Genomic DNA, 26,201 nt, shown 5'->3' on the forward strand with positions numbered 1-26,201 from the left:
CGGGCCTCCCGCACTCATCCTGGCTGCCCATTTCCCTATTCAATTTCCCCTATTCACTCACCATTCAGAAAGGCTGTCCCATGGAACTTGCCGTTGCCGTCGTCATACTCATCATCGCCGTGATCTTCATCGCGCGCTCCGTCAAGGTCGTGCCCCAGCAAAACGCCTGGGTCAAGGAGCGCCTGGGCAAATACGCCGGCACGCTGGCGCCCGGCCTGAACCTGCTGGTGCCCTTCATCGACAAGGTCGCGTACAAGCACAGCCTGAAGGAAATTCCCCTCGACGTGCCCAGCCAGATCTGCATCACGCGCGACAACACACAGCTGCAGGTGGACGGCATCCTGTACTTCCAGGTCACCGACCCCATGCGCGCCAGCTACGGATCGAGCAACTACATCATGGCCGTCACCCAGCTGGCCCAGACGTCGCTGCGCTCGGTCATCGGCAAGCTCGAGCTGGACAAGACGTTCGAAGAACGCGACATCATCAACGCGCAAATCGTCCAGGCCATCGACGAAGCCGCGCTGAACTGGGGTGTGAAGGTGCTGCGCTACGAGATCAAGGACCTGACTCCCCCTAAGGAAATCCTGCACGCCATGCAGGCCCAGATCACCGCTGAGCGCGAAAAGCGCGCGCTGATCGCAGCATCCGAAGGCCGCCGCCAGGAGCAGATCAACATCGCCACGGGTGAACGTGAGGCCTTCATCGCCCGCTCCGAAGGTGAAAAACAGGCCGTCATCAACAAGGCGCAGGGCGAGGCCGAATCCATCAAGGCCGTGGCCGAAGCCAATGCACAGGCCATCGAACGCGTCGCGTCCGCCATCCGCCAGCCGGGCGGCGAGCAGGCCGTCCAACTGAAGGTCGCAGAAAAGGCCGTGGAGGCGTACAGCCAGGTCGCGTCGGATGCGACCACCACCCTCATCGTGCCCAGCAACATGACCGAAGTCTCGGCGCTGATCGCATCGGCAATGAAGATGGTGCAGACCACCAGCACACCACGCATCTGATGTCATGCGGCACGGGGGCTGCCACCGGCCCGCGATACCGTTGAACTATTGAACCGGTCACCGGCACGCTGCAAGGCAATGCCTTCAGCGTCCGGCACCGGTTTTTTGATGTCAGGCGCAGTAATCCTGCCAATGCAACAGGCGGTTGGTTTGTTTTTTTGGTACGCAACATCACCCTTGCCAAAGGGGTGACGCAGTACAGCCTCGGCTAGGATGGCGGACATTTTCCTCACCAGCCATTCACACACCTCTCCCCGTACAAGAACCCATGGGCGCCACCCTCATCGTCGGCATGCTGTGCGTGCACCTGCTGTGCTTTGGCGCCATGTTCCTGCTGATCAGCGCACGCCTGCGTGACAAGAAGATGGGCATGGAAGTGTTCGCCGTCGGCAACCTGCTGTTGGGCTCGGCCTACGTGCTGCAACTGCTCGGCGGCCCCCCGGGGTGGAATGCGATGAGCGTGTTCAACCACACGCTGACCTTGTGTGCACCCGCCGTGTACTGGGTGGGCGCCATGCGGTTTTTCGGCCGCCCTACGCGGCTGTGGCGCCCGCTGGTCAGCATGGCGCTGGCCTATACCGCTGCGCAAATGCTGGTGCAATGGACACTGGGGTCCACGGCCCGGTACGCCATGCTGGCTGGCGCCTCCGCCCTGCTCTTTCTGGCCATGACGGTCACCGTGGTCTACGGCACCCGCACCTTTGCCAAGGACCTGCGGGGGGAAATGGCGCTGTTCGCCATCCTGATCGGCGGCATCCTGGCATTGAACGCCATGAAGTTTGTGATCATTGTCCGGGACGGGCTGCCGGCACTGGACATGGACAGCCGGTTCCAGACGGTGTTTTATCTCTACATGTCCTTCCTGGCGACCGTGCTGGCGCCCTCCCTCATCTGGCTGGTCTTGCGCCGCCTGACGGACGAACTACGCGCCATGGCGGCCCACGACCCGCTGACGCGGCTGCTGAACCGGCGCGGCCTGGTCGACGGGCTGCAGGCACATTTCCGATCACGGACCGCAGGCCCCGCGCACCTGCTGATCGTGGACATCGACCACTTCAAACACATCAACGACACCCACGGCCACAAGGTCGGCGACACCGTGCTGGTGCATGTGGCCGACGTGCTGCGGAACACCGCCCGCCAGGCGGACCTGGCCAGCCGCGTGGGCGGAGAAGAATTCGTGATCGTCTGCCTGGACACGGATGCAGCCGGCGCCCTGCGCCTGGCCAACCGGATGCGCACGGCGATCGAGCACAGCCAGGTGGCGATGCCCGCTGACCCGAGCAGCCCCATCCTCTGCACCGTAACCATCGGGATCTCCGAGGGTTTTGCCACCGCACAGGACCTGGACCGCGCCACGCAAGAGGCCGATGCAGCCCTGTACCGCGGCAAGCACGCAGGGCGCAACCGCGTCGTGAGAGTCGGCGACGCTGCGCCGGCCAGCCCCGAGATCGAATCCGCGCCGCTCCAAGCCTGGCCTGCCAACTAAATTCCGCAGGACTTCCGCGAACCAAAAAATGACCTGAAAGCACTGCTACAATAGCAGGCTTCGGAGAGGTGGATGAGCGGTTTAAGTCGCACGCCTGGAAAGCGTGTGTGGGCTAATCCCCACCGCGGGTTCGAATCCCGCCCTCTCCGCCACAAAAATTTTCTAAGTTATTGATTTAGAAAGCAAAAAGCCACCGCAAGGTGGCTTTTTTGTTTTCTAGCCACTTTTCTAACCATCTTTCATTGGTGGCTTCAATAGGATTCCGCTAGACCGCCTCGGACGATCAGTACAAATTCTGATCACACCGAAGGCTCGTTCGTCTTGAGAGCAATTGGCACATTGAATGCTGTCCGGCTTGATCTAGTGCCCGCTTGCTCGGTCACGGTGCTTTTGGAAGGTGTCTCTCAACAAACGCCAGAATGTCGCTCCGCGCAATGTCCGTGAACTTATTGCTGCTGCAGATCGGGAACGGGTTGTACTTGTTGAGTGCCCGAGTGCACACGTTGTCTTCCGCCCGACGACCAACACCTCGGGTTGGTGAATCCCATGCGTGCGTAGCGCCCTCAAAGTTTGTCCACTTCTCGACGCCCTTGAATACTTTGTCCACGTTGCACTGAGACAGCGGTGTGGCCGTGTCGGCAGTTCCGGTGAAAGCGATCACAGGCGCCACATAGTTGCCCAGCGGAGGAGCGTCTTCGCGATCTGTACTACCGCTGGGTGAACGACCAAAAATGGACTCTTTCACGTAGCAGTTGGGGTACAGCGAAACACCACCAGCCAGAAGCGACTTCACTTCACCACTGAGGTTGTGGTTCGTGAACGCTCTCAGCACTGTCCACCCGCCTTGGCTGTCGCCAATCACGAACGTCTTCTTAGGATCAGCACCTTCGGATTGCGTGAACCGAGCAGCGGCGATCAGATCGAGCACACGCATGTTGGCACCGAAGCGGGTCCAACTGAGCCAGTTTTCAGTGCGCCCCCGCGACCAGTACGAATCGAGAATCAGAATATTGGCGTCGAGATTGCGTTTGGCCCACACAGCGGTGTCAAGGTTGCCGGGTGCCACACCATGACCACCATGAACGATGATGATGGTTGGGCGCTCGAACACTCGACCGTTCTGTGCTGTCCAGCTAGAGAACAGCATGCCTTTGCCGTCATAGGACGAAACGTTGGGGGCGAACAGGTTGAGCCCATTGTTCACCAGCGGTCGTTCCATGTTCCAGCCATGGGATGATGCCGGTGGATACTGCTCCACGATGGGTGGTTGGTACTTCTCGACGGGAATCACATCGTCTGAGGCTGCCCAGGATGAGGCCGATGCCATCAACAGCACTACGACACCAAGAAGCGAGCAGATAGCGGTGCGAGGTCGATTTTTCATATTCTGTTTTGATTCCAACATAGGTGCTCACTGCAGTGGCAGCGTCCGGCTGTCTAGGCTCAGCCCCATCTTTTGAAGCTGCACTGGATCAATCCGAGACATTGCGTCACTCTGGCAACGCAGATCAGCAATGCGCTTGCCGCCCTGCTCCACCACCACTCCCTTGCGTCCATTTTCACCGTCACCGGCATAAACAACATAGCGATAGTTGCCCTTGTCGAAGGACAGGAAGTTCACTGCAGTACCGTCTTGAACGACCTGCAAGCCACGCTGGAAAGCTGAAGCTGCGCCAGTACCACCGTTCGGATACTCCATCTCCGCAGCGCCGTCCAGCGGCGCTATCCGGTATGTCAACTGCTCATAGCCACCAGCTCGACCAGCACAAACCGAGGCGCGCTTCTTGCCGGTGGAACACGCAAAGATCGGGGTCTCAGCAGCCGTGCATAGGTGCGGCACGGTCACAGCCGGAGCTGCAGCCGTCACGTTGGCTGGTGAAGTAACTGGCGCTGCAGCGGGTGCTGTGTTCACAGGCGCTGGCGCAGCTACGGCTGGCGCAGGTTGGGCGACTGGTGAAACCTCTGCTGGAGTTGGCTCCGCTGGCTTGACCTCAGCCGCTGGCAGAGCTTCACCAGCGATCTTGGCAATCTCCGCTTCGCTCTTGTCGAACACCCGGAGCATCGCCAGGTCGTGGAACAACCCCATGAATGCCAAGTGCCCCGTGAGCTTGACCAGAATCTCCTTGCTGTCTTCGGTACGCTGAACGGTGTAGGTCACATTGCCCTTGACCGTATTGCCCTCCAACGCGGCGCCTTGAGGCTCATACGTGCCGCGCAGGTGATTGAGCATCCGTTGATCGGTAGGGATGGCGTCTTGCGGCATCACTGCGGTGAGGATTGCTGAGCAGGTCTTCTTCCCTGTCGATTCGTCGCTGCGAGCAGTGGTGATGGACTCCACCGTGACTTTGGTGTTCTTGCTGGTGATCTGCACGCTGCGCTGACGCTCAGGGCTCATGCTGGCATGCTCTTTGTCAAAGCTCTGCTGGTAAATCTGCTGCACCAGCGATACCGTGGCCGGATCAGCGCAGGACGGCGCTTTGTCTCCGCATGCAGCCAGCAAAACCACGGACGTTGCCGCCAAGGTCACGGCAGTAGCTCTTTTGGGATTCATTTTTTCTTCCTATTGGTTGTAAAAATTTGTGCCTCTCAAGGAACATTTTGGCATGCAATGTTCCTTATAAGACGTTTCCTCAACAGGCACATTTCGAGAGCCTGTGGAGCATGTCACGGACTGCCCCACAGAAACAAAGCACTGCCAGCGAGACGCTGGTTCAGCGCCGCCGCAAAGTGCGGCTCATACCCAATGCCATCACGCTGGCGGTCGGTCAGAACCTGCGGCACTTCCGCGAGCAAAGCGGCATGACGCAGTTGGAATTGGCAATGAGCGCTGAAGTGGAGCGCACTCGGGTGTCCAAACTGGAGTTGGGTCTGGTGAATCCGAGTGTTTTGACACTGGCCACCATCTGCCACGTGCTAAACATCACCCTGGCTGACCTGTTCAGTGACATTCGGCTGGCACATCCACCCACCACCGAGGGTGGGCCACTGCGTCGCGCCAATCAAGCGGTGCTCGACAAGAAGCCAACAGCCAAGCGCACCAAAGCGCCGGGTAAAGCTGCCGCCAAGTAGCCTCTGGTCAGCTCGCTTCAGCTGCTCACAACCACTGTCAGTCGCAGCTTGTCCACCAACGCCGGGGCAGGCGCTGCAGCAAACCACAGTTCAGAACAGATTGGCACTGCGCTAGGGAACGCGCTGGATACCGCTCTGCACTGATCCAGATGCAAGCCGGAGCCGCCCCGCAGTACAACGATGACAGTCGATGGGCGTTCTGGTGAAACCTGCTTTCCGGTGGCCGTGATGCTGTCGTGGAGCATGGTTTGCAGGTCGCAGTGATAGCCGGTAACGACATGGCTCCATGTGAACCGCCCCCAACACGCCATCACCGCGCTCAGATCGCCCCAGTCCAATGCTGGCATCGCTTCTGGCTCTGTCGCCGCCCACAGATCGTCAAGAACCCTCTCCGAGTACACGACCGAAGGAGTTGGCATGCACACCAGAGCCAGCGTCCGCAAAAATTCGCGCCGGTTCAGTGTCATGACGTTCTCCGCACACGTATGGCTGCGAGTAACCGCACTGCCTCGGGTTGCCAAGACTCCGACTCATGCATCCAGATGATCATCTTCTGCTTGGGCTCTTTGTGCCAACCAGGCTTGGCACGACGACTACCGGGGCCTGCATCTGGCAAACGCAGCCGTGCGTTATGGGCATGGAAACATGGTTCTGCGCCACCACTGTCCAGTAGCAGGATGCGCTGCGGAAAGTGGCTTTGACCGACTACCGGGCCCTCCACACCTACCGCGAGAGCCCAGTGCTTGGTGCGGTGATGCTTTACCGAGGCAAATGCAATGGCAACCAGATCGCCTTGCATAAGCCATTTGACGGCGGGGGCATCTACATCGTGCTCACTGCAGTAGCGAGCGGTGAGTTCGAGTGGCAGTCCCAGCCGGTTTACTTCATCCGCCCAATCTTTCGGATTGATGCCGGTGAAGTAGTACGGAGACATTGCGGTCCACACTGCGGCTGCTACACCATGCTTGCGCCGTGACATGTCGTGCAGCGCCGAGGCTTTTGCAAGTCCAAGGATGACCAACAGCATCGCGAGCATGTGAGTCCCACAAGATGCGTCCAGAACCGACTGCTGCATGAAGACCGGCACCGGCTCTTCGCGCTTTTGTTGAACAGTGAGTGCATGGCCGGTCTGCAGCGCCGCATGGATGCGCTGAAACGTGTAAGACGGCTCAGCGCGCTTCGATGAGACGGCTTTGGACATATCAATACTCATCTGGACGCAACAGCGTGGTGACACTGCGGTCGGCTTCTGTGATGATCCAGATGGTGGGCAGAGCACTACGCTTGTCGAGTGGCGTAGCCGCAAGCCGCTCGGCATCCACCAGCCGGTAGCAACTCAGAATCCGCAGGCGTCGGGTCACAGCAAACTCGTTTTCTGCGCGGTCTTCTTCACACAGATCACCCCATATTCCTTGAGAGTGTCGTGAGATCAAAGCGGCTGCGCTGAAGCCGGTTTCTTGCAGCAGTTCCAATGCTCCGGGCGTTGTCACAATCTGGCCAAGCGGGAACCGGGCGGTGTTGGAATAAATGTTCGTTGGTGTGGTCGGTGCAGGAGCCGCTGCATTGGTTGTGGACGTGGGTGTTGTGGTCATGAAAATCTCCGTAGATGTGGAACTAAACAAAAAGGTGAAAAAAAACGGGCGTGCGTAGTCCTCCGCAAGCAGGTACCGGATAGAAAACGCGGGTGAAAGAAATCAGCGCGGCTGCAGAAAAACAGCCGCCGAGAGACAGAGCCTCAGCGAGAGGCTGGCAACGAAACTTGCGCCTGGCAGAGCGCTATCAACAGGTCAGTGTCCGAGCCATAAGGCTGCTCGATCCACTCGACAAACTGGTCGGTGGCCAACAGCCAGCCGCTGAGCATGGATGGCATCGCACCTTCGGCATCCCCGCCTTCCAGCAAGCCCCAGGCGTATAACCGGCGTGATGCCACGGCATCTCGTACTGCGTCCACCGGCATCTCGCACAACAGCGCCAGCTCGGTGCAGCCGTGAGTGGCATCACGCAATGGGATGCCTGGCAAGATCCCACTGCCAAAGCGCCGAACGCAGTAGGACCACAGCAGCCACTGAAACTCGAATGGAGTGAAGTTCAGCAGCCACGCCAGCGTGTCCAGATTCGTACCGATGCGTGACACCGCTGGCGGTGGTGATGGCTCCAATGCAGCCAGCCGAGTTGCCAGTTCTACCGGGTCTGCTGGGGATGACAAGGCAACTGGATAACCGACACCGTCCACCATCAAAAATGCAGGCACATCACCATCGAAAACGGGCTGCTTTTCGTATCCGAGTTCGCGCCAGCACCTCTGCTCGATAGCGCCGCTTTCTCGGATCAGTGCTTGCCCGTCCAACAAGCGAGGCAGAACTACCCCAATGCGATGCAGGAGGCGGCTCATGTGATGGCGGCGGAAGGATGCATTGCCTGGGGCATAGGCTGCTCTGCTGCGACCGCACGAGTTAAGTCCGGTGGCATCCACTGCCGCGCAGATCGGGGACACGTAGGTCGCCATCGGGATACTCCTTGGTCGAAACCACGCCAATCTGATCGAACAGGTAGATAGCCGAGTCCTCTGCTCCAGACGAGAAAAGAATCTGGTGAGCCGTTAATGACTTACAAGAAACACGGCTCAAGCACGTGCACTAGCAGTGGCGCGCGATCGAAGCTAGGCGTGCACAAAGCTCGGGCATAGCGATGGTGCAACTTAACGGTCTCTGAAATCACTGAATTTCAGCCAAGCTTTATGAGAAACCACCAAAAAACCGCTGAAATCTAGCCGAATACGGCTTTTATTCAAAATAACGTTGTTTTCTTGATATTATATATCATTAAGGATATAACAATAAAAATTGTCACTTTTGATGTTTAAAAGTGCTTTATTGGCGTCAAAACTGGTCAATTTCGTCGTTTTTAAGCAATTTTCCGGCCTTAAACGTCTGATTGTCATCGTGGATTGCAAGGTTTGCACAACATCAAGGCTTGATGTTCTGACCAGTTACAGTTGGATGCAATGGACGTTGCTCATTAAATTGCGCACCACAACCTAAGCGTTAGCGAGCAAAACAACAATCTGAACTGATAAATGGATCACTCAACACACAACAAGATCGTCTCGTTCATATGGTCAATCGCCGACGACTGCCTTCGTGATGTATTTGTTCGCGGGAAATACCGCGATGTCATCCTGCCGATGTTCGTGCTTCGGCGACTGGACTGCCTGCTGGAGCCTTCAAAAGCCACGGTGCTGGAAGAGGTGCGTTTCCAGCGCGAAGACGCAGACATGGCCGATCTTGATCCCCATGGCCTGCGCGAAGCCTCTGGCTACGTGTTCTACAACACGTCCAAGTTCACCCTCAAGTCATTGCTAGGCAATCCGTCGCAGCTCGAAGCCAACTTCAGGAACTACCTTGACGGCTTTTCCGATAACGTCAAAGAGATCGTTGATAAATTTGACCTGCGCAACCAGATTCGCAAGATGGCGCAGTCGGACGTACTGCATGACGTGATTGAAAAGTTCGTATCTGAGGAAATCAACCTCAGCCCAGACGACCGGAAGGGGCCGGATGGTCGTACACAGCCAGGTCTGTCAAACCTTGGCATGGGCTACGTCTTCGAGGAACTGATCCGCAAGTTCAACGAAGAGAACAACGAAGAGGCGGGAGAGCACTTCACGCCGCGTGAGGTTATCAACCTCATGACCAATCTGGTGTTCATCCCTGTGAAAGACCAGCTACCAAACCCGCTGACGATCTACGACCCCGCGTGCGGCAGCGGCGGCATGCTGACCGAATCGCAAGACTTCGTGACCGATGCCGAAGGCGAGATCAAGGCCAAGGTGGGCGTGTTCTTGTACGGTAAAGAGATCAACCCCGAGACCTACGCCATTTGCAAGTCCGACATGATGATTAAGGGCAACGACCCCGAGAACATCAAATTTGGCTCGACTTTGGCCACCAACGACTTCTCGGGCACTCGCTTCGACTACATGTTGAGTAACCCGCCTTACGGCAAGTCTTGGAAGAGCGACCAGAAAGGAATCATTGAGGGCAAAGAGGTTCTTGATCATCGCTTTCAAGTCAATCTTTCGGACTACACCGGTGAGTCGTTCGACTTCTATCCAGCAATTCCGCGCTCATCGGACGGTCAGTTGCTGTTCCTGATGGAGATGGTGGACAAGATGAAAAGGCGCTCAGACCTGAGCGACAAGAACGCAACTCGCTTTTCTGGCTCGCGCATTGCATCCGTCCACAACGGTTCGGCCTTGTTCACTGGCGATGCAGGCAGCGGCGAAAGCAACATCCGTCGTCACATCATCGAGAGCGACTACCTCGAAGCCATCATTCAGTTGCCGAACAACCTGTTCTACAACACTGGCATCACCACCTACGTGTGGCTGCTGTCCAACCATAAGGCGGAGAAGCGGCGAGGCAAGGTGCAGTTGATCGACGCATCTAACCTGTACCAGAAGCTGCGTAAGAACCTCGGCGAAAAGAACTGCGAATTCACCGCCGAGCACATCCAACAGATCACCCAGCTTTACCTGAGCCTTGCGAATGAAGGTATATCTAAGGTATTCGACAACCGGGACTTTGGCTATTACAAAGTGACGGTTGAGCGCCCCTTGCGTCTGGCCGCGCAGTTCAGCCCGGAGCGCATCGCCACACTACGCTTCGCACCGGGCATGCAAGAGATCATGAAATGGGTCTATGGCAAATACGGTGACGAGGTCTACAGCGACCTCAAATCCCACGCCGAAGCCATTGAGAACCATCTTGAGCGCGAAGAAATCACCCTTTCGCCCAAGAACCGCAAAGAGCTACTGGCACAGACCACATGGCAGGCTCAGCGCGACATCATGCTGGCCGCACAGCAGATTGCCGCCAAGGTGGGAGCTGATGAACACCTCGATTTCAACTTGTTTGAAACCATGGTGGATGAGGCTTGCGCCGCCTTGAAGTTGAAGCTTTCCACACCAGAGCGCAAGCAGGTTTTGAATGCCGTGAGCTGGCGCGATCCACGGGCTGCCAAAGTTATCAAGAAGCAGCACAAGCTGAGTGGTTCCAAACTTAAAGACATGCTCTCAGAATTGCAGACCACCGCCGAGCGGCTGGGTGATTACGGCTATTGGCCCAGCACCAAGGCAGGCGAATTCGTCGAGTACGAACCCGACAGTGAGCTGCGCGACACCGAGAACGTGCCTTTGGCCAAAAGCAAGGAGCCCACGGCCTCCAGCGTTATCCATGAATACTTCATCCGAGAGGTGCGCCCCCACGTTGACGAAGCTTGGATTGCGCTCGACAAAACCGTGATCGGCTACGAGATCAGCTTCAACAAATACTTCTATCAGCACAAGCCATTGCGCAGCCTCGAAGAAGTGACGGCGGAAATCCTGGCACTGGAAGCTGAAACCGATGGTCTGTTGAAACAACTGGTCAGCTTTGTATCGGGAGCCAAGTGATGCAAGAAATCCAAGGCAAGACCCGCACGGTGCGCGAACTGCTGTCCGGTGCTAAGTACGGTATCGACTACTACCAGCGCGAATACAAGTGGCAGACCAAGCAGATGGTTGAGCTTGTGTCTGACCTGACCGGCGCGTTTCTGGAGGACTATCAAGAAGCCCACCAACGCGCCGACGTTGCCAATTACGGCCACTACTTCCTTGGCTCCATTGTTATCAGCCAGCGTAAGAACGAGCAGCAGATCAGCGAACGCCTCATTGTTGACGGCCAGCAGCGCATGACCAGCCTGACTTTGCTCTTGCTCTACCTGCATAGCCAGCAAAAAGACCGCGACGATGCGGAACCCGTTGAAGAACTGATCTTCTCCAAGAAGTTTGGCACCAAGTCTTTCAACCTGAATGTGCCGGAGCGCAATGACTGCATGGAGGCCTTGTTTGATGGCAAGGGCTATGACACTGCCGACCAGTCCGAATCGGTTCACAACCTGATTGGGCGCTTCAACGATATTGGCGATGCTTTCCCGCAAGACATATCCGGTACCAAGGCGCTGCCTTACTTTGTCGATTGGTTGCTGGAAAAGGTGCACTTGGTGGAAATCACGGCATACGCCGATGCCGATGCTTACACCATCTTCGAGACCATGAATGACCGTGGCCTTTCCTTGAGCAACACCGACATGCTCAAGGGCTACCTGCTGGCCAGCATCACCGATGCGACCAAGCGGGCTGAGGCCAACAAGGAAATCAAGCAATGGCTGCTGACATTTGCCAAGCGAGACAACGACCGCGATACCAAGGAAACCGAGGCTGATTTCTTCAAGGCATGGCTACGCGCCAAGTACGCTGGCGACATCCGTGAGCGGAAAAAAGGTGCCAAACCTGAAGACTTTGATCTCATCGGCACGGAGTACCACCGCTGGGTGCGAACCAATCACGAGTTGGTGGGGTTGAACGTCAGCGATGACTTCAATCGCTGGGTGCGGCAAGACCTGCGCTTCTTTGCTCGTGTGTATCTGGAACTCCTGGAGGCCTGCGAGAGTTTAAAGCCGGGGCTTGAGTCCATCCGCTTCAATTCAGACCATGGCTTCACCCAGCAGTTTCAGGTGCTGCTGGCACCACTGCTGCCCACCGATGACGAAGCAACTGTTAAAGCCAAGCTGCGCCTGACCGCTGACTATCTGGACTGCTGGCTGAATCGCCGTCTATGGAATTTCAAGTCCATCGACTATTCCACCTTGCAGTACGCCACTTTCCTGCTGACCAAGGAACTGCGCAACCTGTCACTAGAGGCACTGCGCGAGAAGCTGATTGCACGTCTGACCGGCGACGAGAAGGATTTCCCGCTTGAAGATCAGCCGTCGCTGATTAACTGGAACGCTAAGAGCCTACACCGTCAGTTGGCCCGCTTCACTCACTGGGTGGAGGAACAGAGCGGTCAGCCGGGGCGCTACCTGGAATACATCGTGCGCTCAGGCAAAAACGCCTACGAAATCGAACACCTGTGGGCCAACCACTTCGAGCGCCATGCAGACGAATTCGCCCATGCACAAGAGTTTGCCAGCTACCGCAACCGCATTGGTGGCCTTGTCCTCCTGCCGAAGAAAATCAATGCCAGCTTGAACGACAAGACCTTTTCCGACAAGGTGGCGCACTACCAGAAGGAAAACCTGCTGGCGCGTTCGCTGCACAGCGCCTGCTACCAGCACAATCCCGGTTTCCTACAACTGATGGCACGCACCGGCCTCCCTTTCAAGTCATTCGACGAATTCAAGAAGGTCAGTTTTGACGAACGGTATGCAGCCTATCAAGGCATTGCCAAGCAGCTCTGGTCTTTGAACCGTTTGCAGGAGGTGGCGGATGCAACGGTATGAAAGTTATAAAGCGAGTGGCGTCGAATCGATCAGAGAAATCCCAGCCCATTGGAATATAAAGAAGAACAAATTTTTATTCTCTGAACAGAAAGATGTTGTTGGTGAAAACTCAGCATCTTTCAAGCTGCTGTCACTGACGTTGCAAGGGGTAATCCTGCGCGACATGGAAAATCCAAAGGGCAAGTTCCCTGCTGAGTTCAATACCTACAAGATAGTCGCGCCTAATGATCTTATCTTTTGTCTGTTCGACGTAGAAGAAACGCCTAGGACTGTTGGTCGAGCAGTGCATCACGGAATGATTACTGGTGCGTACACGGTTGTTCGCTGCAACGAAAAGGTTTCGAGCCCCTTCGCCTATTACTACTATCTCTCGCTTGATAACAACAAACAACTGCGCCCACTTTATACGGGGCTTCGGAATGTTATAACTAGCAACGCATTTTTCAGTCTTGCCATGCCAATCCCGCCAATTGCGGAGCAAGTACGTATCGTCAAATTTTTAGATCAAAAAACATCAGAGATTGATGCCGCCATTGATAAGAAGAAAAGACTTCTTGAGCTGTTGCAAGAGCAGAAAAGAATATTGATTAACCGTGCCGTAACAAATGGTTTGAGTATGGAAGTCCCAAGGCATCAATCTGGCATTGCTTGGGCGGGCATAGTTCCAACGCATTGGGACATTCGATATTTAAAGCATATCTTCAAAGAGATTGACCATAGGTCAAATACGGGGAAAGAAGTACTCTATTCACTTCGCATGTCCGGGCAATTGGTTCGCCATCACGATGTTTCCGATAAGCCGATCACAGCAGATCAACTTATTGGTTACAAACTTGTACAACCTGGCCAGCTTGTAATGAATCGAATGCGTGCGTCTATGGGCCTGTTTGCTATCGCAAACGAACATGGTCTCGTAAGTCCTGACTATGCTGTCTTTGACCCCATCGTAGACGTTGTTCAAGAGTATTTCTTAGCGCTATTCCGCAACTCAGCGATTCAAGGGGTGTTTCTCACTGAGTCAAAGGGTTTGGGAACAGGTTCATCGGGGTTCCTGCGGCTATATTCCGACAGGTTTGGTGGAATCAAGGTGCCCTGCCCACCGTTGGCTGAACAAAAAGAAATAGTTGCGGCAATTCATTCAATACAAGAGCAATTTAAAAAAGTGGAGCGGCCTGTTGAAGTTGAGATTGATAATCTGCAAGAAATGCGGACCACTCTGATAGCCACAACGGTTACTGGGCAGATTCGGGTGTAAGGGGGAGAAAATGGTCAGCAAAACCAACGAAGCCGCGCTTGAATCGCATATCGAAAACGCACTCGCGAAGGACGGCTATCGCGTTGGCGATCCGGCTGACTTTGACAGGGAGTTCGCTGTTGATGGCTCGCTCTTTTGGGAATTCCTCGAAGCCACCCAGCCCAAGGAATTGGCGAAGCTGAAAGACCGCCCCAACTGGCAGCGGCTGGTGCTGGAGCGGCTAAACAAGAAGATCAAGAAAGACAGCGTTCTGGCCGTTCTGAAGAAAGGGCTGGACATTGACGATGCCCACTTCGATCTCCTCTACCGCCTGCCATACAACGACCTCAACCCGGAGGTGGTGGCCAACTTCGAGGCCAACCGCTTCAGCGTGACCCGGCAAGTTCATTACAGCCGGACGGATGCGTTCAAGTCGGTAGACATGGCCCTGTTCGTCAACGGCCTGGCGGTGGCTACGCTGGAACTCAAGAACCCATGGACAGGCCAGAACGTGCAGAACGCCGTTCGCCAGTACCGTTCAGACCGTGACCCGAAGGAACCGCTTTTCGAGTTTGGTCGCTGCCTGGTGCATTTCGCGGTAGACCCGGACGAAGCTTTCATGTGCGCCCAACTGGCGGGCAACGACAGCAACTTTCTACCGTTCAACAAAGGGTTCAACTACGGCAAGGGCAACCCGGTCAATCCGAACGGGCACAAGACGGCGTACCTATGGCAAGACATCCTGCCACGCCGCAGCCTGACCAACATCATTGAGCAATTCGCCAAATTCACCGTCGAGAAGGACAAGAAGACCGGCAAGGAGCGCAAGGCGCTGTTCTTCCCACGCTATCACCAGCTCGACGGGATGCGCGGCATTCTGGTAGATGCCCGGCAGAAGGGTGTGGGCCAGACCTACCTGATTCAGCATTCGGCAGGCTCGGGCAAGTCCAACTCCATCACTTGGCTGGCATATCAACTGGTGGAGCAGTACGACATCACAGGTATGGCAAACCTGTTTGACTCCGTGGTGGTGGTGACAGACCGGCGCGTTCTGGACACCCAGCTCAAAGACAACATCAAGTTGTTCTCTGAAACCAAGAACATCGTTGCCCACTGCGAAAGTGCGCAGGAGCTCAAATACAACCTTGAGCTTGGCAAGAAGATCATCATTACCACGGTGCAGAAGTTCCCGTTCATCGTGGATGGCATCGGGCAACTGTCTGACCGCAAATTCGCCGTCATCATCGACGAGGCGCACTCATCTCAATCCGGCGTGGCTGCTGACAAGGTGAATGAAACCTTGGCGGGCCAAGACGGTGACGAACCAGTGGATGTTCAAGACCAGATTCTGGCGGCGATGAACGAGCGCAAGATGAGCAAGAACGCCAGCTACTTTGCGTTCACTGCCACGCCCAAGCCTGCCACGCTGGAAAAGTTTGGCCGCCAAGCCTCAGATGGCAAGTTCTACCCCTTCCACTTGTATTCCATGAAGCAGGCCATTGAGGAAAAATTCATCCTGGACGTCCTGGAGAAGTACACCACGTACAAGAGCTACTACGAGGTGCAGAAGTCGGTGGAGGACAACCCTCTGTTCGATACCGCCAAGGCGCAGAAGAAGCTCAAAGCCTTTGTTGAAGCCAGCCCCAAGACCATCGAGGTGAAGGCCAAGATCATGGTCGATCACTTCACGGCCAGCGTCTGGCAGGCCAAGAAGCTCAAGGGCAAGGCCAAGGCCATGGTGGTGACACGGAACATTGAATGCGCCATCCGCTATTTCTTTGCTATCCGCGCGGCCCTGAAAGAAGCCAATGCGCCCTTCAAGGTGTTGGTCGCTTTTTCCGGCGAAAAGACGGTTGATGGCATCAAGTACACCGAAGAGTCCTTGAACGGCTTTTCTGCGCGGGACTTGCCCGATGAGTTCGAGAAGGACGATGCCAAGATTCTGGTGGTTGCCAACAAGTACCTGACCGGATTCGACGAACCCATGCTGCACACGATGTACGTGGACAAGAAGCTGCAAGGCGTTTTGGCCGTGCAGGCGCTGTCCCGGCTCAACCGCTGCAACTGGAAGCTGGGCAAGGCCGATACCTTCGTGCTCGACTTCTACAACTCCGTGGATGACATCAAGGCGGCGTTTGACCCGTTCTACACGTCCACCAGCCTGAGCGAGCCAACGGACGTGAACGTATTGCACGACTTGAAAGACGTGCTCGATAACTTTGGCATCTACGACTGGGCCGAGGTGACGAGCTTCAACGAGAAGTTCTTTGCCAGCGCCGAAGCCGAAGAACTCGCCCCCAGCATTGACACGGTGGTGGCCCGCTTCGAGGCCGACTTGGACGACGAGCAACGCATCGACTTCAAGATCAAGGGCAAGCAGTTCGTCAAGATTTACGCCCAGGTGGCGGCCATCATCCCGTTCAACAACGTGAACTGGGAAATGCTGCATTGGTTTCTGAAGTTCCTGATCCCCAAGCTGAAGGTCAAAGACCCCGACCAGGACAAGCTGGACGAGTTGCTGAACAGCGTTGACCTCTCCACCTATGGGCTGGAACGATCAAGGCTTGAAGCCAGGATTGGCCTTGATGCCGCTGAAACCGAGCTGGAGCCGCAAAACCCGAACGTGCGCGGCCCACACATGGGGCCGGGTGACAAAGACCCGCTGGAAGAGATCGTTCGTGCCTTTAACGACCGACACTTCGCTGGTTGGGAGGCCACGCCCGAAGAACAGCGCGTCAAGTTCATCAATATCGCTAAGCATGTGGTGAACCATGCTGACTACAAGGCACAGGTCGAAGACAACCCCGATGCCCAGAACCGGCAGTTGGCACTAGAGAAACTGATCCAGCACGCTGTCAGTATTGAGCGCCGCCGGGAACTCGACTTGTATAAACGCTATGCAGGTGACCCAGATTTTAAGCGGGCGTTTGATGCGAGTATTTCGAGGTTATTGGCTTCTGCACATAACCAAACCCTCATCCCAAGAACTTAGCAGGACGAGGCCCTGATATGAAAATGCGTCTGCTACCAGCCTTGTTACTTTTTCTAGGGTCCTATTTCCCCTTGAGCTTGATTCTTGTTGTTCAAGACATCAAGGATGCGTCGTGGAAGGAGCCCATTTGCACAATAGCTGCGATATCCACATGCCACCTTCCAGAGCTAGAAAATCCAAGCCGAGCACTCAGTCTGCTGGCAATATGCGCGTTGAGCTTGATCCTTTTCATTATTATGATGAATGGGCTTTACGCTTACTCAACCCTTGAAGTTCTTGATTCAAAGTCAGTTCCGAATGACCTCATCAACTACGTATTCCCTTATGTTGTTTCCTTCATGGGAATTGATCTTGGTGCAGAAGGAAAATTCTATGGATTTCTGCTATTTATATTATTGATGTTCGTAATCACGTATCGATCGGGTCAAATTCTCATGAATCCATTCCTTTTGGTATCTGGTTGGCAACTGTATGAACTCAATATATTGACCGAAGGGCAGAAGCGGTGCGTTAAGGCTCTGTCACAAGATCAGATTCAACCAGGCGACCGACTTGAATCCTGCCTAGTTCACGGAATCTACGTTTTACACAAGGGGGAAAAATGACAGTGGAAAATGACCTGCAAGCATTTCGCACCTTCGATGTTGCCGAATCATTTGCTTCACTTTGGATATTCAAAAAGCGCTTGACAAACTCTGCGACAAATCCGTTTACGGCTGTGTCTGTCGTAATGAGTGATGCTCTTGAGTCTGAGCTGAAATCGTTGGTGGTAAGTTACCAATATAGTCACACACTTTCCGAGGCATACAGCTTACTCAGCCAACCGACTGAGGATGGATTTTTGTCGGTGCCGTCAGGCGATACCCTCTTCTTTAATCTTCGGGCACTCGTAGATAAGCCCATGGAGGAGTGCCTGGTTAAAAACGTCAAGCAGCTAAATAACGCCGCAGGATATGTTTTCCGCATGCGCCATGGTAACGCAATCCTTTATTGCGTGAAGAAGACAAATGCCGATTGGGCAACTCGCAAGAAAAGAGGGATGATGAATATTGTCTTCAATCAGGCGGGCTTGGACATTGTTGAAAATCCGTCGTTCACGATTGCAAGGAATTTTGATTTCTTCATGAGTGGCTCTCATGTTTTCATGGCAAACAAGCCGGCATTCGAGTCGCTGCTAAGTCATAAAGACACCTATGAGTCAGCCTATATCGAATTGAAACAAGAGTTAGGATTCTCGGCGGCAATAGCCAACATAGACGTTTTTGACACATTCATTGGGAAAAATGCGACACACCTTCGTCGTATGGCAGTTATCAAGGCAAGAGGCTATTACAACAGCCCGGATTACATGACGCGACTTCGTGATATTAATCAGTTGCGAGGATGGGGAATCCAGTTTGACGATCAAGGCCGCATCGTCGCCACACCAGATAAAATGCGCGATATCTTGCACGTTTTGTTGGATCATCGCTTGCGGTCTGAGCTATCAGAAAACCAATATGATGTACCTTCAACATCTCTCTTAGGCTCTTGAAAAGCTCTTGTTTACTTGTATATTATTCATAATATAGAGGCGATTGTTTTATCGGTTTTATCAAAGGAAAAAACGTTTCAGTTGCCTTGACACCAATAGCCTGAGAAAATAGAAATATATCTTTCCGCAAAGGCAAGGTTTACTGACTGACGCGACCGAAGTTAGTTTGTTTTTTTCTCACCGAACTCCCCGTCTGATTTGGCTGCCCTGCCCTTGGTGCGTGCCGACGCCACACGTCTACGCGCCTAAAAACGCGGAAAATTTTTCCCGTCCATTAACCCGCTGAAAGTAGTGCTTCCGTCTCCAGCCATAGCGTTGGAGTGCGGCTTCGCACATCCGTTTACTCCCCTGTAGTCTGGGAATTTTCCTCGAATCTCAGGTAGTGTTAATGCACAGTTATCGACAGCCAGATAACCACTAAAACGGCCCCATTTGCGGGCCGTTTTTTATTGTTTTTTCCAACCCGTCTATAGAACTCACCATGAAGAAAATTCGCACTCCACTGGAGGGCGCTGGCGCAGCTTTGTCTGCATGTAGCACCACAGCATCCAACACCACGCCACAAACGCCGCCAGAGGGCGTTTTGAGCGGTTTTTCGGCCACGGCTGAGCAGTTCATGGCGGCCAGCCAGTCAGCCGCCACCAAGCGCGCTTACGCCTCTGATCTGAAGCATTTTTTCGCCAACGGCGGGTCCATTCCAGCCAGTCCAGTGGTTCTGGCCGATTACCTAGCCCGTTGCGCGGAAAAATTTTCGGTAGCTACCCTGGAGCGACGGCTCACTGCGATCCACAAGGCGCACCTCGAAAAATCTCTCGAATCTCCGGCTCGAAGCGAGACTGTGAAGCGCGTGATGCAGGGCATTCGCCGAACGCTGGGCACCAAGCAGCGGCAAGTGCAGCCGCTGGTCAAAGACGATCTGCTCGCGGCGCTGGTGATGATCGACCAGCAGAAAAAGCCCATCAAAGCAGCGCGGGATCGAGCCTTGCTCCTTGTGGGTTTCGCGTCGGCCATGCGCAGGTCGGAGCTTGTGGCTGTGCAGGTGGAGCATTTGAACCATCTGCCCAATGGGGTAGAGATATTCTTGCCATCCAGCAAGACTGACCAAGAAGCTCGGGGCCGTACAGTGTTCATCCCACACGCCAATGGCGAGCGTTGCCCAGTGAATGCGTTGGCGCATTGGCTGGAAGTTTCGGAAATCAATGAGGGGTTCGTGTTTCGCGCTGTCAGCCGCCATGACCGCGTTGCACGCCAGCGGTTGTCGGCGCAGTCGGTGGCGCTGGTCGTGAAGGCTTCGGTAGAGCGCGTAGGCGGTGACTCGAAGAAAGTCAGCGGCCATAGCTTGAGGGCTGGCTATTGCACCAGCGCAGCGGAGAAGGGATTGCAGCCGTGGCAGATACGAGAGCAGACGGGACACAAGTCTGACGTGACACTAGCCAAGTACATCCGCCCAGTGGCGAGAAGGAAGATTCCGAGTTTGCTTTGAGGGCTGAATTTTTCCACCCGCCATCTTCGATTGGAGACATGCAGAAGACGACAATCATCCCTGATGATGGCTCTGCAGTGGGGAAGCGGTTTCTAACTCACCGAGTTTCAATCCTCCATCGTTCGGTGCGAACGGCGGCTGTATTCTCATCGCGAGGAAAGCCGTCTAATCGTGTGGAAATTGTGGACAAAACACCTTCTTCAAAAAATCAGTCAAGAGCCCGCATAGGGGTCAACAACTTAGCCGAAGGAGGCAAGCGCGAGCGTATGCCTGTGACGTCGCATTCGTCGTATTCGTAGCGCAAGTGGCTAGTCGATTCGCTGCATATCACTACTAGCGTTCAACCGAAGTAGGTGGCCGGCGGGGAGCGCTGCGACGCATGTCAAGAGCTTACCCTCTAGCTCCACGATCAAAGGCTCCAAATACGCAAGAACGTGTTCTGGTGAGCTCAGCGCTTCTGGGAAATTCCTTGGTGCAATGGCCCTCGACAGGTAGTCAACTTCAAACGGGTAAACGCTCCTGAACGCCTTCAGCAGGGTGTTCTCGACGAGCTTGATGACGACGTCACCCGAGTAGCCGGACGCCCCACCATCAGGTCGTAAGTTGTACTGGATGCGTAGGGATTTCGGAAGATCCCAGTAAAGGAACCGACAGTTCTGCGTGCGATCATTGAGCTCAGCGAGGCGCATAGCGATGACCTCGGAACTCGCCGCTGCTTCAGATTCGGCTAAGGACTGCAGATGGACATTTGTGAGTGCTGCAGCCTCCTTTGCACCAATCTGGAATCCACGCTCGGACAGCAAGATGCCGCGGTCCGCACCGGTGTCGGCGACTATCTCGCGCAAGGCGAGCACGTGTAGTTTATTCACCGGGTTCTGCCAGCACTTGCACTCGACAATCCAGGTCACATCGAAACCCACATGGCGCGACTTCACGAGCACATCGACATCATGTGTCGTCCGGATACCCTGCACTGTGACGTCAGTCTTTGCGTCCATACCCAGCGACCGAAAGAAGGCCGCGGCCTGCTCTTGATAGTTCTGCCAGTCGGCACCCATGTCTTGCCCTTCAACCTGTGTTAGAAGGGCATTTCATCATCGTCGTTCGACGATGATGACACCGGCAAAGCGCCCAGTGGCAACGGGAGACTGGTAACCACATAGAGGTTCAGAATGTCATCGCGATCCATGAACATAATTTGGCTTCGCTTAGATGCATCAAGCTTGTTGCCCAGCCAATTGCGCGCTTGTTTCGTAATCTCACCTCCTGCTACGATGAACGCGTGGTCTACAAGGACTCGTTTGCCAATTTCCGGGTCGAAGACCTCATGACCAAGCATCATGCTCACTTGGTTGTGAATCTCTGCAACGTTCGTTGTACTCGCGCCGGAAGCGTCAATCTTGCCCTTCTTAGCCTGGATGCCAAAGTACAAAAGATGCTGAGTAGGTAGGGTGAACTTCATCCAAACATCCTTCCCATACTCTAGGGCCTTATCTTTGTGGCCAGCAGAGGTAATGCGATAAAACCCCATTTGCCTAAATAGCGGAAGGAGCACCTCTTCGATCAACTCGTCTTCCGAGCATTTGGTCAGGTAACTCTCGAGTTGCTGGCGCCTTGCTTGCTCAGCCGCTGAAAACGGACGGTGTGGGTTCGGCTGGGAGACGGCAATCGTGTTCGTCGCCAAATGACGCAGGTAGCACTGTTTGTCGTCGGCATAGAACGGCTCAAAGCCCTCACGTGCCAAAGCTGCCGCCAAGGATTCCAAAGCCCCCTTGCGCTCAGAGCTCTCGTTTATTGCGTCGCCTTGATCCATCAACGTACGGATCACCCTCGAGAAGGTCTCTGGGGGCGTGCTTGCATTAGGGTGAGGTTCAGCAAGGATTGCTCTGAGCACGTCCGCCACCCATCGGTCACGTGTCGACCCATCGTGAACATAGTCAGTATCGCAGTCCTGGAAGAACTCGGTCAGGTAACTGCTGCTGCGATAGCGGAAGAATGTATTGCTCTGGTCACCGTTGCCACAGATCAGCTGGGCAAGTTGCATAAGCGACCGCTGTTTGAACTCCATCTCCGAGCCTCCTGATTGCCTACTTGGCAACCTGTTTATTGCTGGATGCTATCGAGATTACTGCGGCGAATTCGGAATTGCCGGTTTCCCTCCCTCCGTGGGCACGTGCTTCGGCGTGTCAACAGCGCGTGGCCCAACCGTCACCGGACGTGGCGGGGAGTTCTCTTTGGCAGCGGAGCGCCACCGGCGCACTATGTAGCAACTGAGCACCAACTTGGATCACCGGCCGAGTAGTCGTGTTACATTTTCTGGAGGGGGAGCGGAAATTGGTGTACGTCGACGATTCCAATATTACTAAGCACGGTCGTGGCTGGTTCCACCTGACGGCGGAGAGCCTTGATGAGCTCCATGCATTTGCAGCTCGCATTGGCGTACCTACCAGCGCTTTTCATCGTGGGGCGCGCCATCCCCACTACGACGTTACGGCTGCCCAACGACTGAACGCGCTTCGCAGCGGGGCTTGTGCCGTCAGCCCTCGAGAGGTTGTGCGTATCGCGCGACAGGCCTTTGTATCCCCACCAGTCTTCGCCACTTCGACGAGTGACACACAGCTTGCCCTTTTCGCTTAGGGCGATCAAACACCGTGTATGTACGTGCCGATTCCCTGGATGACCTCCTGGCCAAAATTTATCGGCAGCTTCTTACGCGCGGCACCCGCATCGAGCCCACGAAGGGGGCGGCGCGCGAAATCTACGGCGTCCTGCTGAAGCTTTCGGCCCCTCGTCTTCGCCTTAGTCGTACTGAATCGCGCGGTATCCTTTTCAGCTGCCTGGGTGAACTGCTCTGGATACTCGCCGGCAACAATACGCTGGACTTCATCAAGTACTACATCGCGGAGTACGAGAAGTCGTCCGACGATGATCAGACCATCCACGGCGCATATGGCCCCAGAATGTTCGGCAAGCGCCCAAACGACCAGTTGGCTCGAGTCATTGCATCGCTGAAGAGTAAGCCGGACTCGCGCCAAGCGGTGGTACAGCTGTTCGACCGCCGCGATACGCTTGAGTATCACAGCGATATTCCCTGCACTTGCACCATGCAGTTCGTAATCAGGGACCGACGACTACACATGCTGACCTCCATGCGGTCCAACGATGCTTGGCTTGGCCTGCCGCATGACGTGTTCGCGTTCACCATGATTCAGGAACTCGTAGCCAGGTCATTGGACGTCGAACTGGGGGAGTACCGGCACTCCGTTGGTAGCCTGCATTTGTACGACCGAGATGACAAGAAGGCTATTCGATACCTGGATGAGGGGTGGCAGCCCCGCCGCCCGATGCCACCAATGCCTCTAGGCGACCCCTGGGCTTCCGTCAGGACTCTTTTGAATTTCGAGGAAGCCGTGAGGAGCGGCGACGCGAGTACCACTGATCCGCGAGAGTCAATGGGCACTTACTGGGCGGACCTCGCCACTCTCCTAACTATTCACAAGGCTGGTAAGACGACTGGCAACCAGAACGAAATCAAGCGGCTGAAACGGCGTCTAAGCAACGACGTTTACACCATGTATATCAACAAGCGCTACGGAATGGTGCCCTCGGTCAGAGACCAAGTGACGATCTTCGATGGCGCAAACGGCACACCAAAGGCTGCAACATGAACGCGCAACAGAAAGAACAGCGGGCACTGGCTCTGGAAGCCCAGCTCCTCTCCTTTCACCAAAACACGATGCCGCTGCATGGCGCAGCACCTCCCGAAAACATGCTCGCGTTCATCTGGCAACTCATCGACAGCCTCCAGCGAGTGTCTTATGTACAGACAGTTCGTGGGCGCCCTATTAGCGCTGCACGTGCCGACCCGCGAAGCCCGTACTTCGACCCTATCAGGGCAGCCGTCGCCCTGTCCAAGGCGCAGGCGGAGGAGGCATTCTGGCTTGTTTTCCTGGCCACTCACTGCGGCCGCAACCTTCGGACCGAGTGGCAACTTGCAGCAGAGCTCTATGGCGCCTCTGAAGGATTGCCCTGGAGTTGGGCGCGAGTCGTCAACGATCCGCAATCCTATGCCGACTGGATCGAGGAACACCACGAAGAATTTGCCGGGAAGTTCGGTAACCACCGCAAATACGAATCGCTCAAACCTGGCCCCAAAGGGACGGGCGCCGTCGTCCGCAGCTACGTCGATTGGATCAAGGGCTTTGGCTCGCACACGGCCATGGTTGCTCAGGCACAGGCTCAAGCAAACGGGAACGCACGTCGCACCTTCAGCGTACTCTATGAGCAGATGCGCAAGGTCCTGCGCTTTGGCCGAACGGGCCGCTTTGACTACCTCACCATGCTTGGCAAGGTTGGGCTCGCCAATATCGAAGCGGACTCTACATACATGAACGAGGCAACAGGGCCGAAGCGCGGTGCCAGACTACTGTTTGACGGCCAGATAGACTCCAATACCGGGGCCAGGATATTGGAGGCGCGAGTAGCTGAACTTGAACGCCATCTCGGCGTGGGCATGCAAGTCATGGAAGACGCTATGTGCAACTGGCAGAAGAGCCCAAACCGCTATATCCCCTTCCGGGGCTAGCTCTGCTCGGCCCAAGAATACCGCTTCTTGAGAAAATTCAGCCTGTCCTGGCGGACCAGCCCTCGGTGCTGAAGCTGCCCGACTACGATGCCCGGTGATATGGACAGATTCTTCGCGAACCTCATGATGCTTCGGTACTCATGGGGCAGTGCGCGCAAGGCCCCCTCTTCGGACTGCGGGATGAGCATCTGTCCGGCGAATTTGTTCGCTTCCGCCTCCTCCTGGCTATCCAGCTCACGCCTGTCGGACCACTCAAGAAACAGTCGGTCTTCATGGAGCACAAGGTGACCGGCTTCATGGAAAAAGGTGAACCAGAAGCTGTCGTCTCTTAGGTAGCGAACGCTGAGCTGCAATATCGCCTTGCCATTCTTCACACGGGTCGCACCACTGGCTGGGCAACCCTTCGGCGCGCGCACTACAACAACTGCGACGCCGCAAGCAGCGCATTGCTCTTGCAGTCGTGGGATGAATTCGCCTGGCTCATTGACTCGTGTCAGCGGCCTCAATGATGGAAGTAAGCGCTCAAAGCGGTCACGCGACCAAGCACTGGCAGACAGCTCGGCCGCCGCCAGCTCACCCTGTCTTAGCCACGCGGCAACCGAAGCCGATTGTGCCGCGAAAACCGGTGACGTGCGATAGGCAGTGAGACCTGCTCGATCAGAAAGCCAAGTATCGCGCCACTCGTCAACCGTAGTGACCCCGAAGAACTCCAGCGCTTGTCGTAGCTTGTCACCTGTCGAGGTCGTAGTGTTCAGCCATCCGTACCGAGCCATGTCCGCAAATGGCAAGCTGGCAACCCATCTTCTACTTTCATCCCGCAGTGTTTGACCATCCTGCCTATATTGAGCCTCGCGCGCCAACCAGAAATGAACACTTGCACCAACAACACCGGCCAAGCCCTTGGCACGCCCAGGCGTGATAGATAGTTCGCCATTGAAGAACTGCGACAGGTCTTCACGAGGAACACCAAGCGCCTGCGCAAGATCGTCGAATCGCAGATTCTTCTTGGCGGCAAGATGCCGGACGGTCTCACCCGGTGGGGACGCCCAAGCAGGGGAAAAATCGGTGGAGCGTGTCATAGATCGCTTCCAATATGGACTACCTTCAGTCTCGATACTTTGGTCCAATCGACGGCCTCACCACTCATAGGCGTATGCTGGTGGTTCACTTCGCAGTAGAGGTGTTGCCCTTCACCAAGTCCAAACCGTATCAACCCCTTCTTAGACTCGCAACTCTCAAACTCCAGCCCAATCTCCATCAGTTCCGCGACAGTATCAGCGGCTTCTAGATCGGCGATGCACCTGCGCAAGGTAGAGGCGGCGCTATCGCCAAGCTCGCGCCTAGCCCGCGCGGGACTCTCACACGTGGAACGAAACTCTTTTGACTGGAACGCGACCTCAAGCCCCATGGAAAGATTGTCTATAAAAAGCGCCATGCACGATGGATAGGGCGCGGCACTAACGCGCACAGCGCTATCAACTCAAG

22 protein-coding genes and 1 tRNA gene are annotated in these 26,201 nt (G+C 55.3%); 14 read left to right on the forward strand and 9 right to left on the reverse strand.

The genetic code is table 11. The features are described 5' to 3' along the window. Positions 1-80 precede the first annotated feature (80 nt). From ASF16_RS21875 to ASF16_RS21885, 3 genes are all read left to right on the forward strand, one after another. Positions 81-1,007 (forward strand): SPFH domain-containing protein, encoded by a 927-nt coding sequence (locus ASF16_RS21875; RefSeq protein ID WP_056172153.1) that lies wholly within the window; start codon positions 81-83, stop codon positions 1,005-1,007. A 268-nt stretch (positions 1,008-1,275) separates the two neighbouring features. After that, positions 1,276-2,496 carry a GGDEF domain-containing protein gene (locus ASF16_RS21880; protein WP_056172155.1) on the forward strand — a complete coding sequence of 407 codons (1,221 nt, stop codon included), beginning with the start codon at positions 1,276-1,278 and terminating at the stop codon, positions 2,494-2,496. A gap of 62 nt (positions 2,497-2,558) precedes the next feature. Then, positions 2,559-2,648: transfer RNA gene (locus tag ASF16_RS21885), tRNA-Ser, on the forward strand. A gap of 227 nt (positions 2,649-2,875) precedes the next feature. Here ASF16_RS21885 and ASF16_RS21890 read toward each other — a convergent pair. Then, complete coding sequence (locus ASF16_RS21890) at positions 2,876-3,901, reverse strand: dienelactone hydrolase family protein (RefSeq protein WP_235507474.1); 1,026 nt, start codon at positions 3,899-3,901, stop codon at positions 2,876-2,878. A gap of 6 nt (positions 3,902-3,907) precedes the next feature. After that, a complete protein-coding gene (locus ASF16_RS21895; RefSeq protein ID WP_056172159.1) occupies positions 3,908-5,047 on the reverse strand; it encodes a hypothetical protein in 1,140 nt (379 codons plus the stop codon). Positions 5,048-5,157: 110 nt separating this feature from the next. Between ASF16_RS21895 and ASF16_RS21900 the strand changes: the two genes are divergently transcribed. Continuing rightward, positions 5,158-5,565: a helix-turn-helix domain-containing protein gene (locus ASF16_RS21900; RefSeq protein ID WP_082517088.1), complete on the forward strand. Its 408-nt coding sequence runs from the start codon at positions 5,158-5,160 to the stop codon at positions 5,563-5,565. Between the two features lie 17 nt (positions 5,566-5,582). Here ASF16_RS21900 and ASF16_RS26355 read toward each other — a convergent pair whose 3' ends face one another. From ASF16_RS26355 to ASF16_RS26360, 4 genes are all read right to left on the reverse strand, one after another. After that, entirely contained in the window at positions 5,583-6,032 is a 450-nt protein-coding gene (locus ASF16_RS26355; protein WP_156372183.1) for a hypothetical protein, read from the reverse strand. Further along, entirely contained in the window at positions 6,029-6,766 is a 738-nt protein-coding gene (locus tag ASF16_RS21905) for a hypothetical protein (RefSeq protein WP_235507475.1), read from the reverse strand. The genes ASF16_RS26355 and ASF16_RS21905 overlap by 4 nt, the downstream gene beginning before the upstream one ends. 1 nt (position 6,767) lies before the next feature. Continuing rightward, positions 6,768-7,157: a type I restriction endonuclease subunit M gene (locus ASF16_RS25685; RefSeq protein ID WP_235507476.1), complete on the reverse strand. Its 390-nt coding sequence runs from the start codon at positions 7,155-7,157 to the stop codon at positions 6,768-6,770. Between the two features lie 143 nt (positions 7,158-7,300). Next, positions 7,301-8,071 (reverse strand): hypothetical protein, encoded by a 771-nt coding sequence (locus ASF16_RS26360; RefSeq protein ID WP_156372184.1) that lies wholly within the window; start codon positions 8,069-8,071, stop codon positions 7,301-7,303. Positions 8,072-8,641: 570 nt separating this feature from the next. Between ASF16_RS26360 and ASF16_RS21915 the strand changes: the two genes are divergently transcribed. The 7 genes from ASF16_RS21915 (at position 8,642) to ASF16_RS21935 (ending at position 20,131) form a co-directional block, all read left to right on the forward strand. Next, the gene (locus ASF16_RS21915) at positions 8,642-11,017 is read left to right on the forward strand and encodes a class I SAM-dependent DNA methyltransferase (RefSeq protein ID WP_056172163.1); all 2,376 of its coding nucleotides are present in this window, start codon (positions 8,642-8,644) and stop codon (positions 11,015-11,017) included. Then, positions 11,017-12,888 carry a DUF262 domain-containing protein gene (locus ASF16_RS21920; RefSeq protein WP_056172165.1) on the forward strand — a complete coding sequence of 624 codons (1,872 nt, stop codon included), beginning with the start codon at positions 11,017-11,019 and terminating at the stop codon, positions 12,886-12,888. Before ASF16_RS21915 ends, ASF16_RS21920 begins: the two co-directional genes overlap by 1 nt. Beyond that, positions 12,875-14,143 carry a restriction endonuclease subunit S gene (locus ASF16_RS25690; RefSeq protein ID WP_082517089.1) on the forward strand — a complete coding sequence of 423 codons (1,269 nt, stop codon included), beginning with the start codon at positions 12,875-12,877 and terminating at the stop codon, positions 14,141-14,143. Before ASF16_RS21920 ends, ASF16_RS25690 begins: the two co-directional genes overlap by 14 nt. Positions 14,144-14,153: 10 nt before the next feature. After that, positions 14,154-17,114, forward strand: a complete 2,961-nt coding sequence (locus ASF16_RS21930; protein ID WP_056172169.1) for a type I restriction endonuclease subunit R — start codon at positions 14,154-14,156, stop codon at positions 17,112-17,114. A gap of 17 nt (positions 17,115-17,131) precedes the next feature. After that, the gene (locus tag ASF16_RS26365; RefSeq protein ID WP_156372185.1) at positions 17,132-17,719 is read left to right on the forward strand and encodes a hypothetical protein; all 588 of its coding nucleotides are present in this window, start codon (positions 17,132-17,134) and stop codon (positions 17,717-17,719) included. Continuing rightward, a complete protein-coding gene (locus tag ASF16_RS25700; RefSeq protein ID WP_082517090.1) occupies positions 17,716-18,648 on the forward strand; it encodes a Kiwa anti-phage protein KwaB-like domain-containing protein in 933 nt (310 codons plus the stop codon). Before ASF16_RS26365 ends, ASF16_RS25700 begins: the two co-directional genes overlap by 4 nt. Positions 18,649-19,129: 481 nt before the next feature. Beyond that, entirely contained in the window at positions 19,130-20,131 is a 1,002-nt protein-coding gene (locus ASF16_RS21935; protein ID WP_056172171.1) for a site-specific integrase, read from the forward strand. 308 nt (positions 20,132-20,439) lie between these two features. Here ASF16_RS21935 and ASF16_RS21940 read toward each other — a convergent pair whose 3' ends face one another. Together ASF16_RS21940 and ASF16_RS21945 are read right to left on the reverse strand one after the other, a co-directional pair. Continuing rightward, positions 20,440-21,189, reverse strand: coding sequence for a restriction endonuclease (locus ASF16_RS21940; RefSeq protein ID WP_056172174.1), 750 nt, complete (start codon positions 21,187-21,189; stop codon positions 20,440-20,442). A 20-nt stretch (positions 21,190-21,209) separates the two neighbouring features. Beyond that, complete coding sequence (locus tag ASF16_RS21945; RefSeq protein ID WP_056172176.1) at positions 21,210-22,199, reverse strand: hypothetical protein; 990 nt, start codon at positions 22,197-22,199, stop codon at positions 21,210-21,212. 269 nt (positions 22,200-22,468) lie between these two features. On the opposite strand from ASF16_RS21945, the gene ASF16_RS25705 reads away from it, so the two are divergent. Genes ASF16_RS25705 through ASF16_RS21960 form a run of 3 tightly spaced genes read left to right on the forward strand, consistent with a single transcriptional unit; the run spans position 22,469 to position 24,716 of the window. Continuing rightward, positions 22,469-22,768: a DUF4031 domain-containing protein gene (locus ASF16_RS25705; protein WP_235507484.1), complete on the forward strand. Its 300-nt coding sequence runs from the start codon at positions 22,469-22,471 to the stop codon at positions 22,766-22,768. A 14-nt stretch (positions 22,769-22,782) separates the two neighbouring features. After that, positions 22,783-23,799 (forward strand): thymidylate synthase, encoded by a 1,017-nt coding sequence (locus ASF16_RS21955; protein WP_056172180.1) that lies wholly within the window; start codon positions 22,783-22,785, stop codon positions 23,797-23,799. Further along, positions 23,796-24,716 carry a hypothetical protein gene (locus tag ASF16_RS21960; RefSeq protein WP_056172181.1) on the forward strand — a complete coding sequence of 307 codons (921 nt, stop codon included), beginning with the start codon at positions 23,796-23,798 and terminating at the stop codon, positions 24,714-24,716. The genes ASF16_RS21955 and ASF16_RS21960 overlap by 4 nt, the downstream gene beginning before the upstream one ends. Here the strand turns inward: ASF16_RS21960 and ASF16_RS25710 are convergent. Beyond that, entirely contained in the window at positions 24,713-25,795 is a 1,083-nt protein-coding gene (locus ASF16_RS25710) for an ImmA/IrrE family metallo-endopeptidase (RefSeq protein ID WP_082517092.1), read from the reverse strand. The two genes, ASF16_RS21960 and ASF16_RS25710, sit on opposite strands and share 4 nt — an antisense overlap. Positions 25,796-26,201: the final 406 nt, after the last annotated feature.

This window comes from Acidovorax sp. Leaf78 (genome assembly GCF_001422735.1).
Classification (GTDB): Bacteria; Pseudomonadota; Gammaproteobacteria; order Burkholderiales; family Burkholderiaceae_C; genus Acidovorax.

Excerpts from the sequence above, each read along its gene's own strand:
- ASF16_RS21875 (WP_056172153.1), top strand. The coding sequence starts at position 81 with ATGGAACTTGCCGTTGCCGTCGTCATACTCATCATCGCCGTGATCTTC.
- ASF16_RS21880 (WP_056172155.1), top strand. The coding sequence starts at position 1,276 with ATGGGCGCCACCCTCATCGTCGGCATGCTGTGCGTGCACCTGCTGTGC.
- ASF16_RS21890 (WP_235507474.1), bottom strand. The coding sequence starts at position 3,901 with ATGTTGGAATCAAAACAGAATATGAAAAATCGACCTCGCACCGCTATC.
- ASF16_RS21895 (WP_056172159.1), bottom strand. The coding sequence starts at position 5,047 with ATGAATCCCAAAAGAGCTACTGCCGTGACCTTGGCGGCAACGTCCGTG.
- ASF16_RS21900 (WP_082517088.1), top strand. The coding sequence starts at position 5,158 with ATGTCACGGACTGCCCCACAGAAACAAAGCACTGCCAGCGAGACGCTG.
- ASF16_RS26355 (WP_156372183.1), bottom strand. The coding sequence starts at position 6,032 with ATGACACTGAACCGGCGCGAATTTTTGCGGACGCTGGCTCTGGTGTGC.
- ASF16_RS21905 (WP_235507475.1), bottom strand. The coding sequence starts at position 6,766 with ATGTCCAAAGCCGTCTCATCGAAGCGCGCTGAGCCGTCTTACACGTTT.
- ASF16_RS25685 (WP_235507476.1), bottom strand. The coding sequence starts at position 7,157 with ATGACCACAACACCCACGTCCACAACCAATGCAGCGGCTCCTGCACCG.
- ASF16_RS26360 (WP_156372184.1), bottom strand. The coding sequence starts at position 8,071 with ATGGCGACCTACGTGTCCCCGATCTGCGCGGCAGTGGATGCCACCGGA.
- ASF16_RS21915 (WP_056172163.1), top strand. The coding sequence starts at position 8,642 with ATGGATCACTCAACACACAACAAGATCGTCTCGTTCATATGGTCAATC.
- ASF16_RS21920 (WP_056172165.1), top strand. The coding sequence starts at position 11,017 with ATGCAAGAAATCCAAGGCAAGACCCGCACGGTGCGCGAACTGCTGTCC.
- ASF16_RS25690 (WP_082517089.1), top strand. The coding sequence starts at position 12,875 with ATGCAACGGTATGAAAGTTATAAAGCGAGTGGCGTCGAATCGATCAGA.
- ASF16_RS21930 (WP_056172169.1), top strand. The coding sequence starts at position 14,154 with ATGGTCAGCAAAACCAACGAAGCCGCGCTTGAATCGCATATCGAAAAC.
- ASF16_RS26365 (WP_156372185.1), top strand. The coding sequence starts at position 17,132 with ATGAAAATGCGTCTGCTACCAGCCTTGTTACTTTTTCTAGGGTCCTAT.
- ASF16_RS25700 (WP_082517090.1), top strand. The coding sequence starts at position 17,716 with ATGACAGTGGAAAATGACCTGCAAGCATTTCGCACCTTCGATGTTGCC.
- ASF16_RS21935 (WP_056172171.1), top strand. The coding sequence starts at position 19,130 with ATGAAGAAAATTCGCACTCCACTGGAGGGCGCTGGCGCAGCTTTGTCT.
- ASF16_RS21940 (WP_056172174.1), bottom strand. The coding sequence starts at position 21,189 with ATGGGTGCCGACTGGCAGAACTATCAAGAGCAGGCCGCGGCCTTCTTT.
- ASF16_RS21945 (WP_056172176.1), bottom strand. The coding sequence starts at position 22,199 with ATGGAGTTCAAACAGCGGTCGCTTATGCAACTTGCCCAGCTGATCTGT.
- ASF16_RS21960 (WP_056172181.1), top strand. The coding sequence starts at position 23,796 with ATGAACGCGCAACAGAAAGAACAGCGGGCACTGGCTCTGGAAGCCCAG.
- ASF16_RS25710 (WP_082517092.1), bottom strand. The coding sequence starts at position 25,795 with ATGACACGCTCCACCGATTTTTCCCCTGCTTGGGCGTCCCCACCGGGT.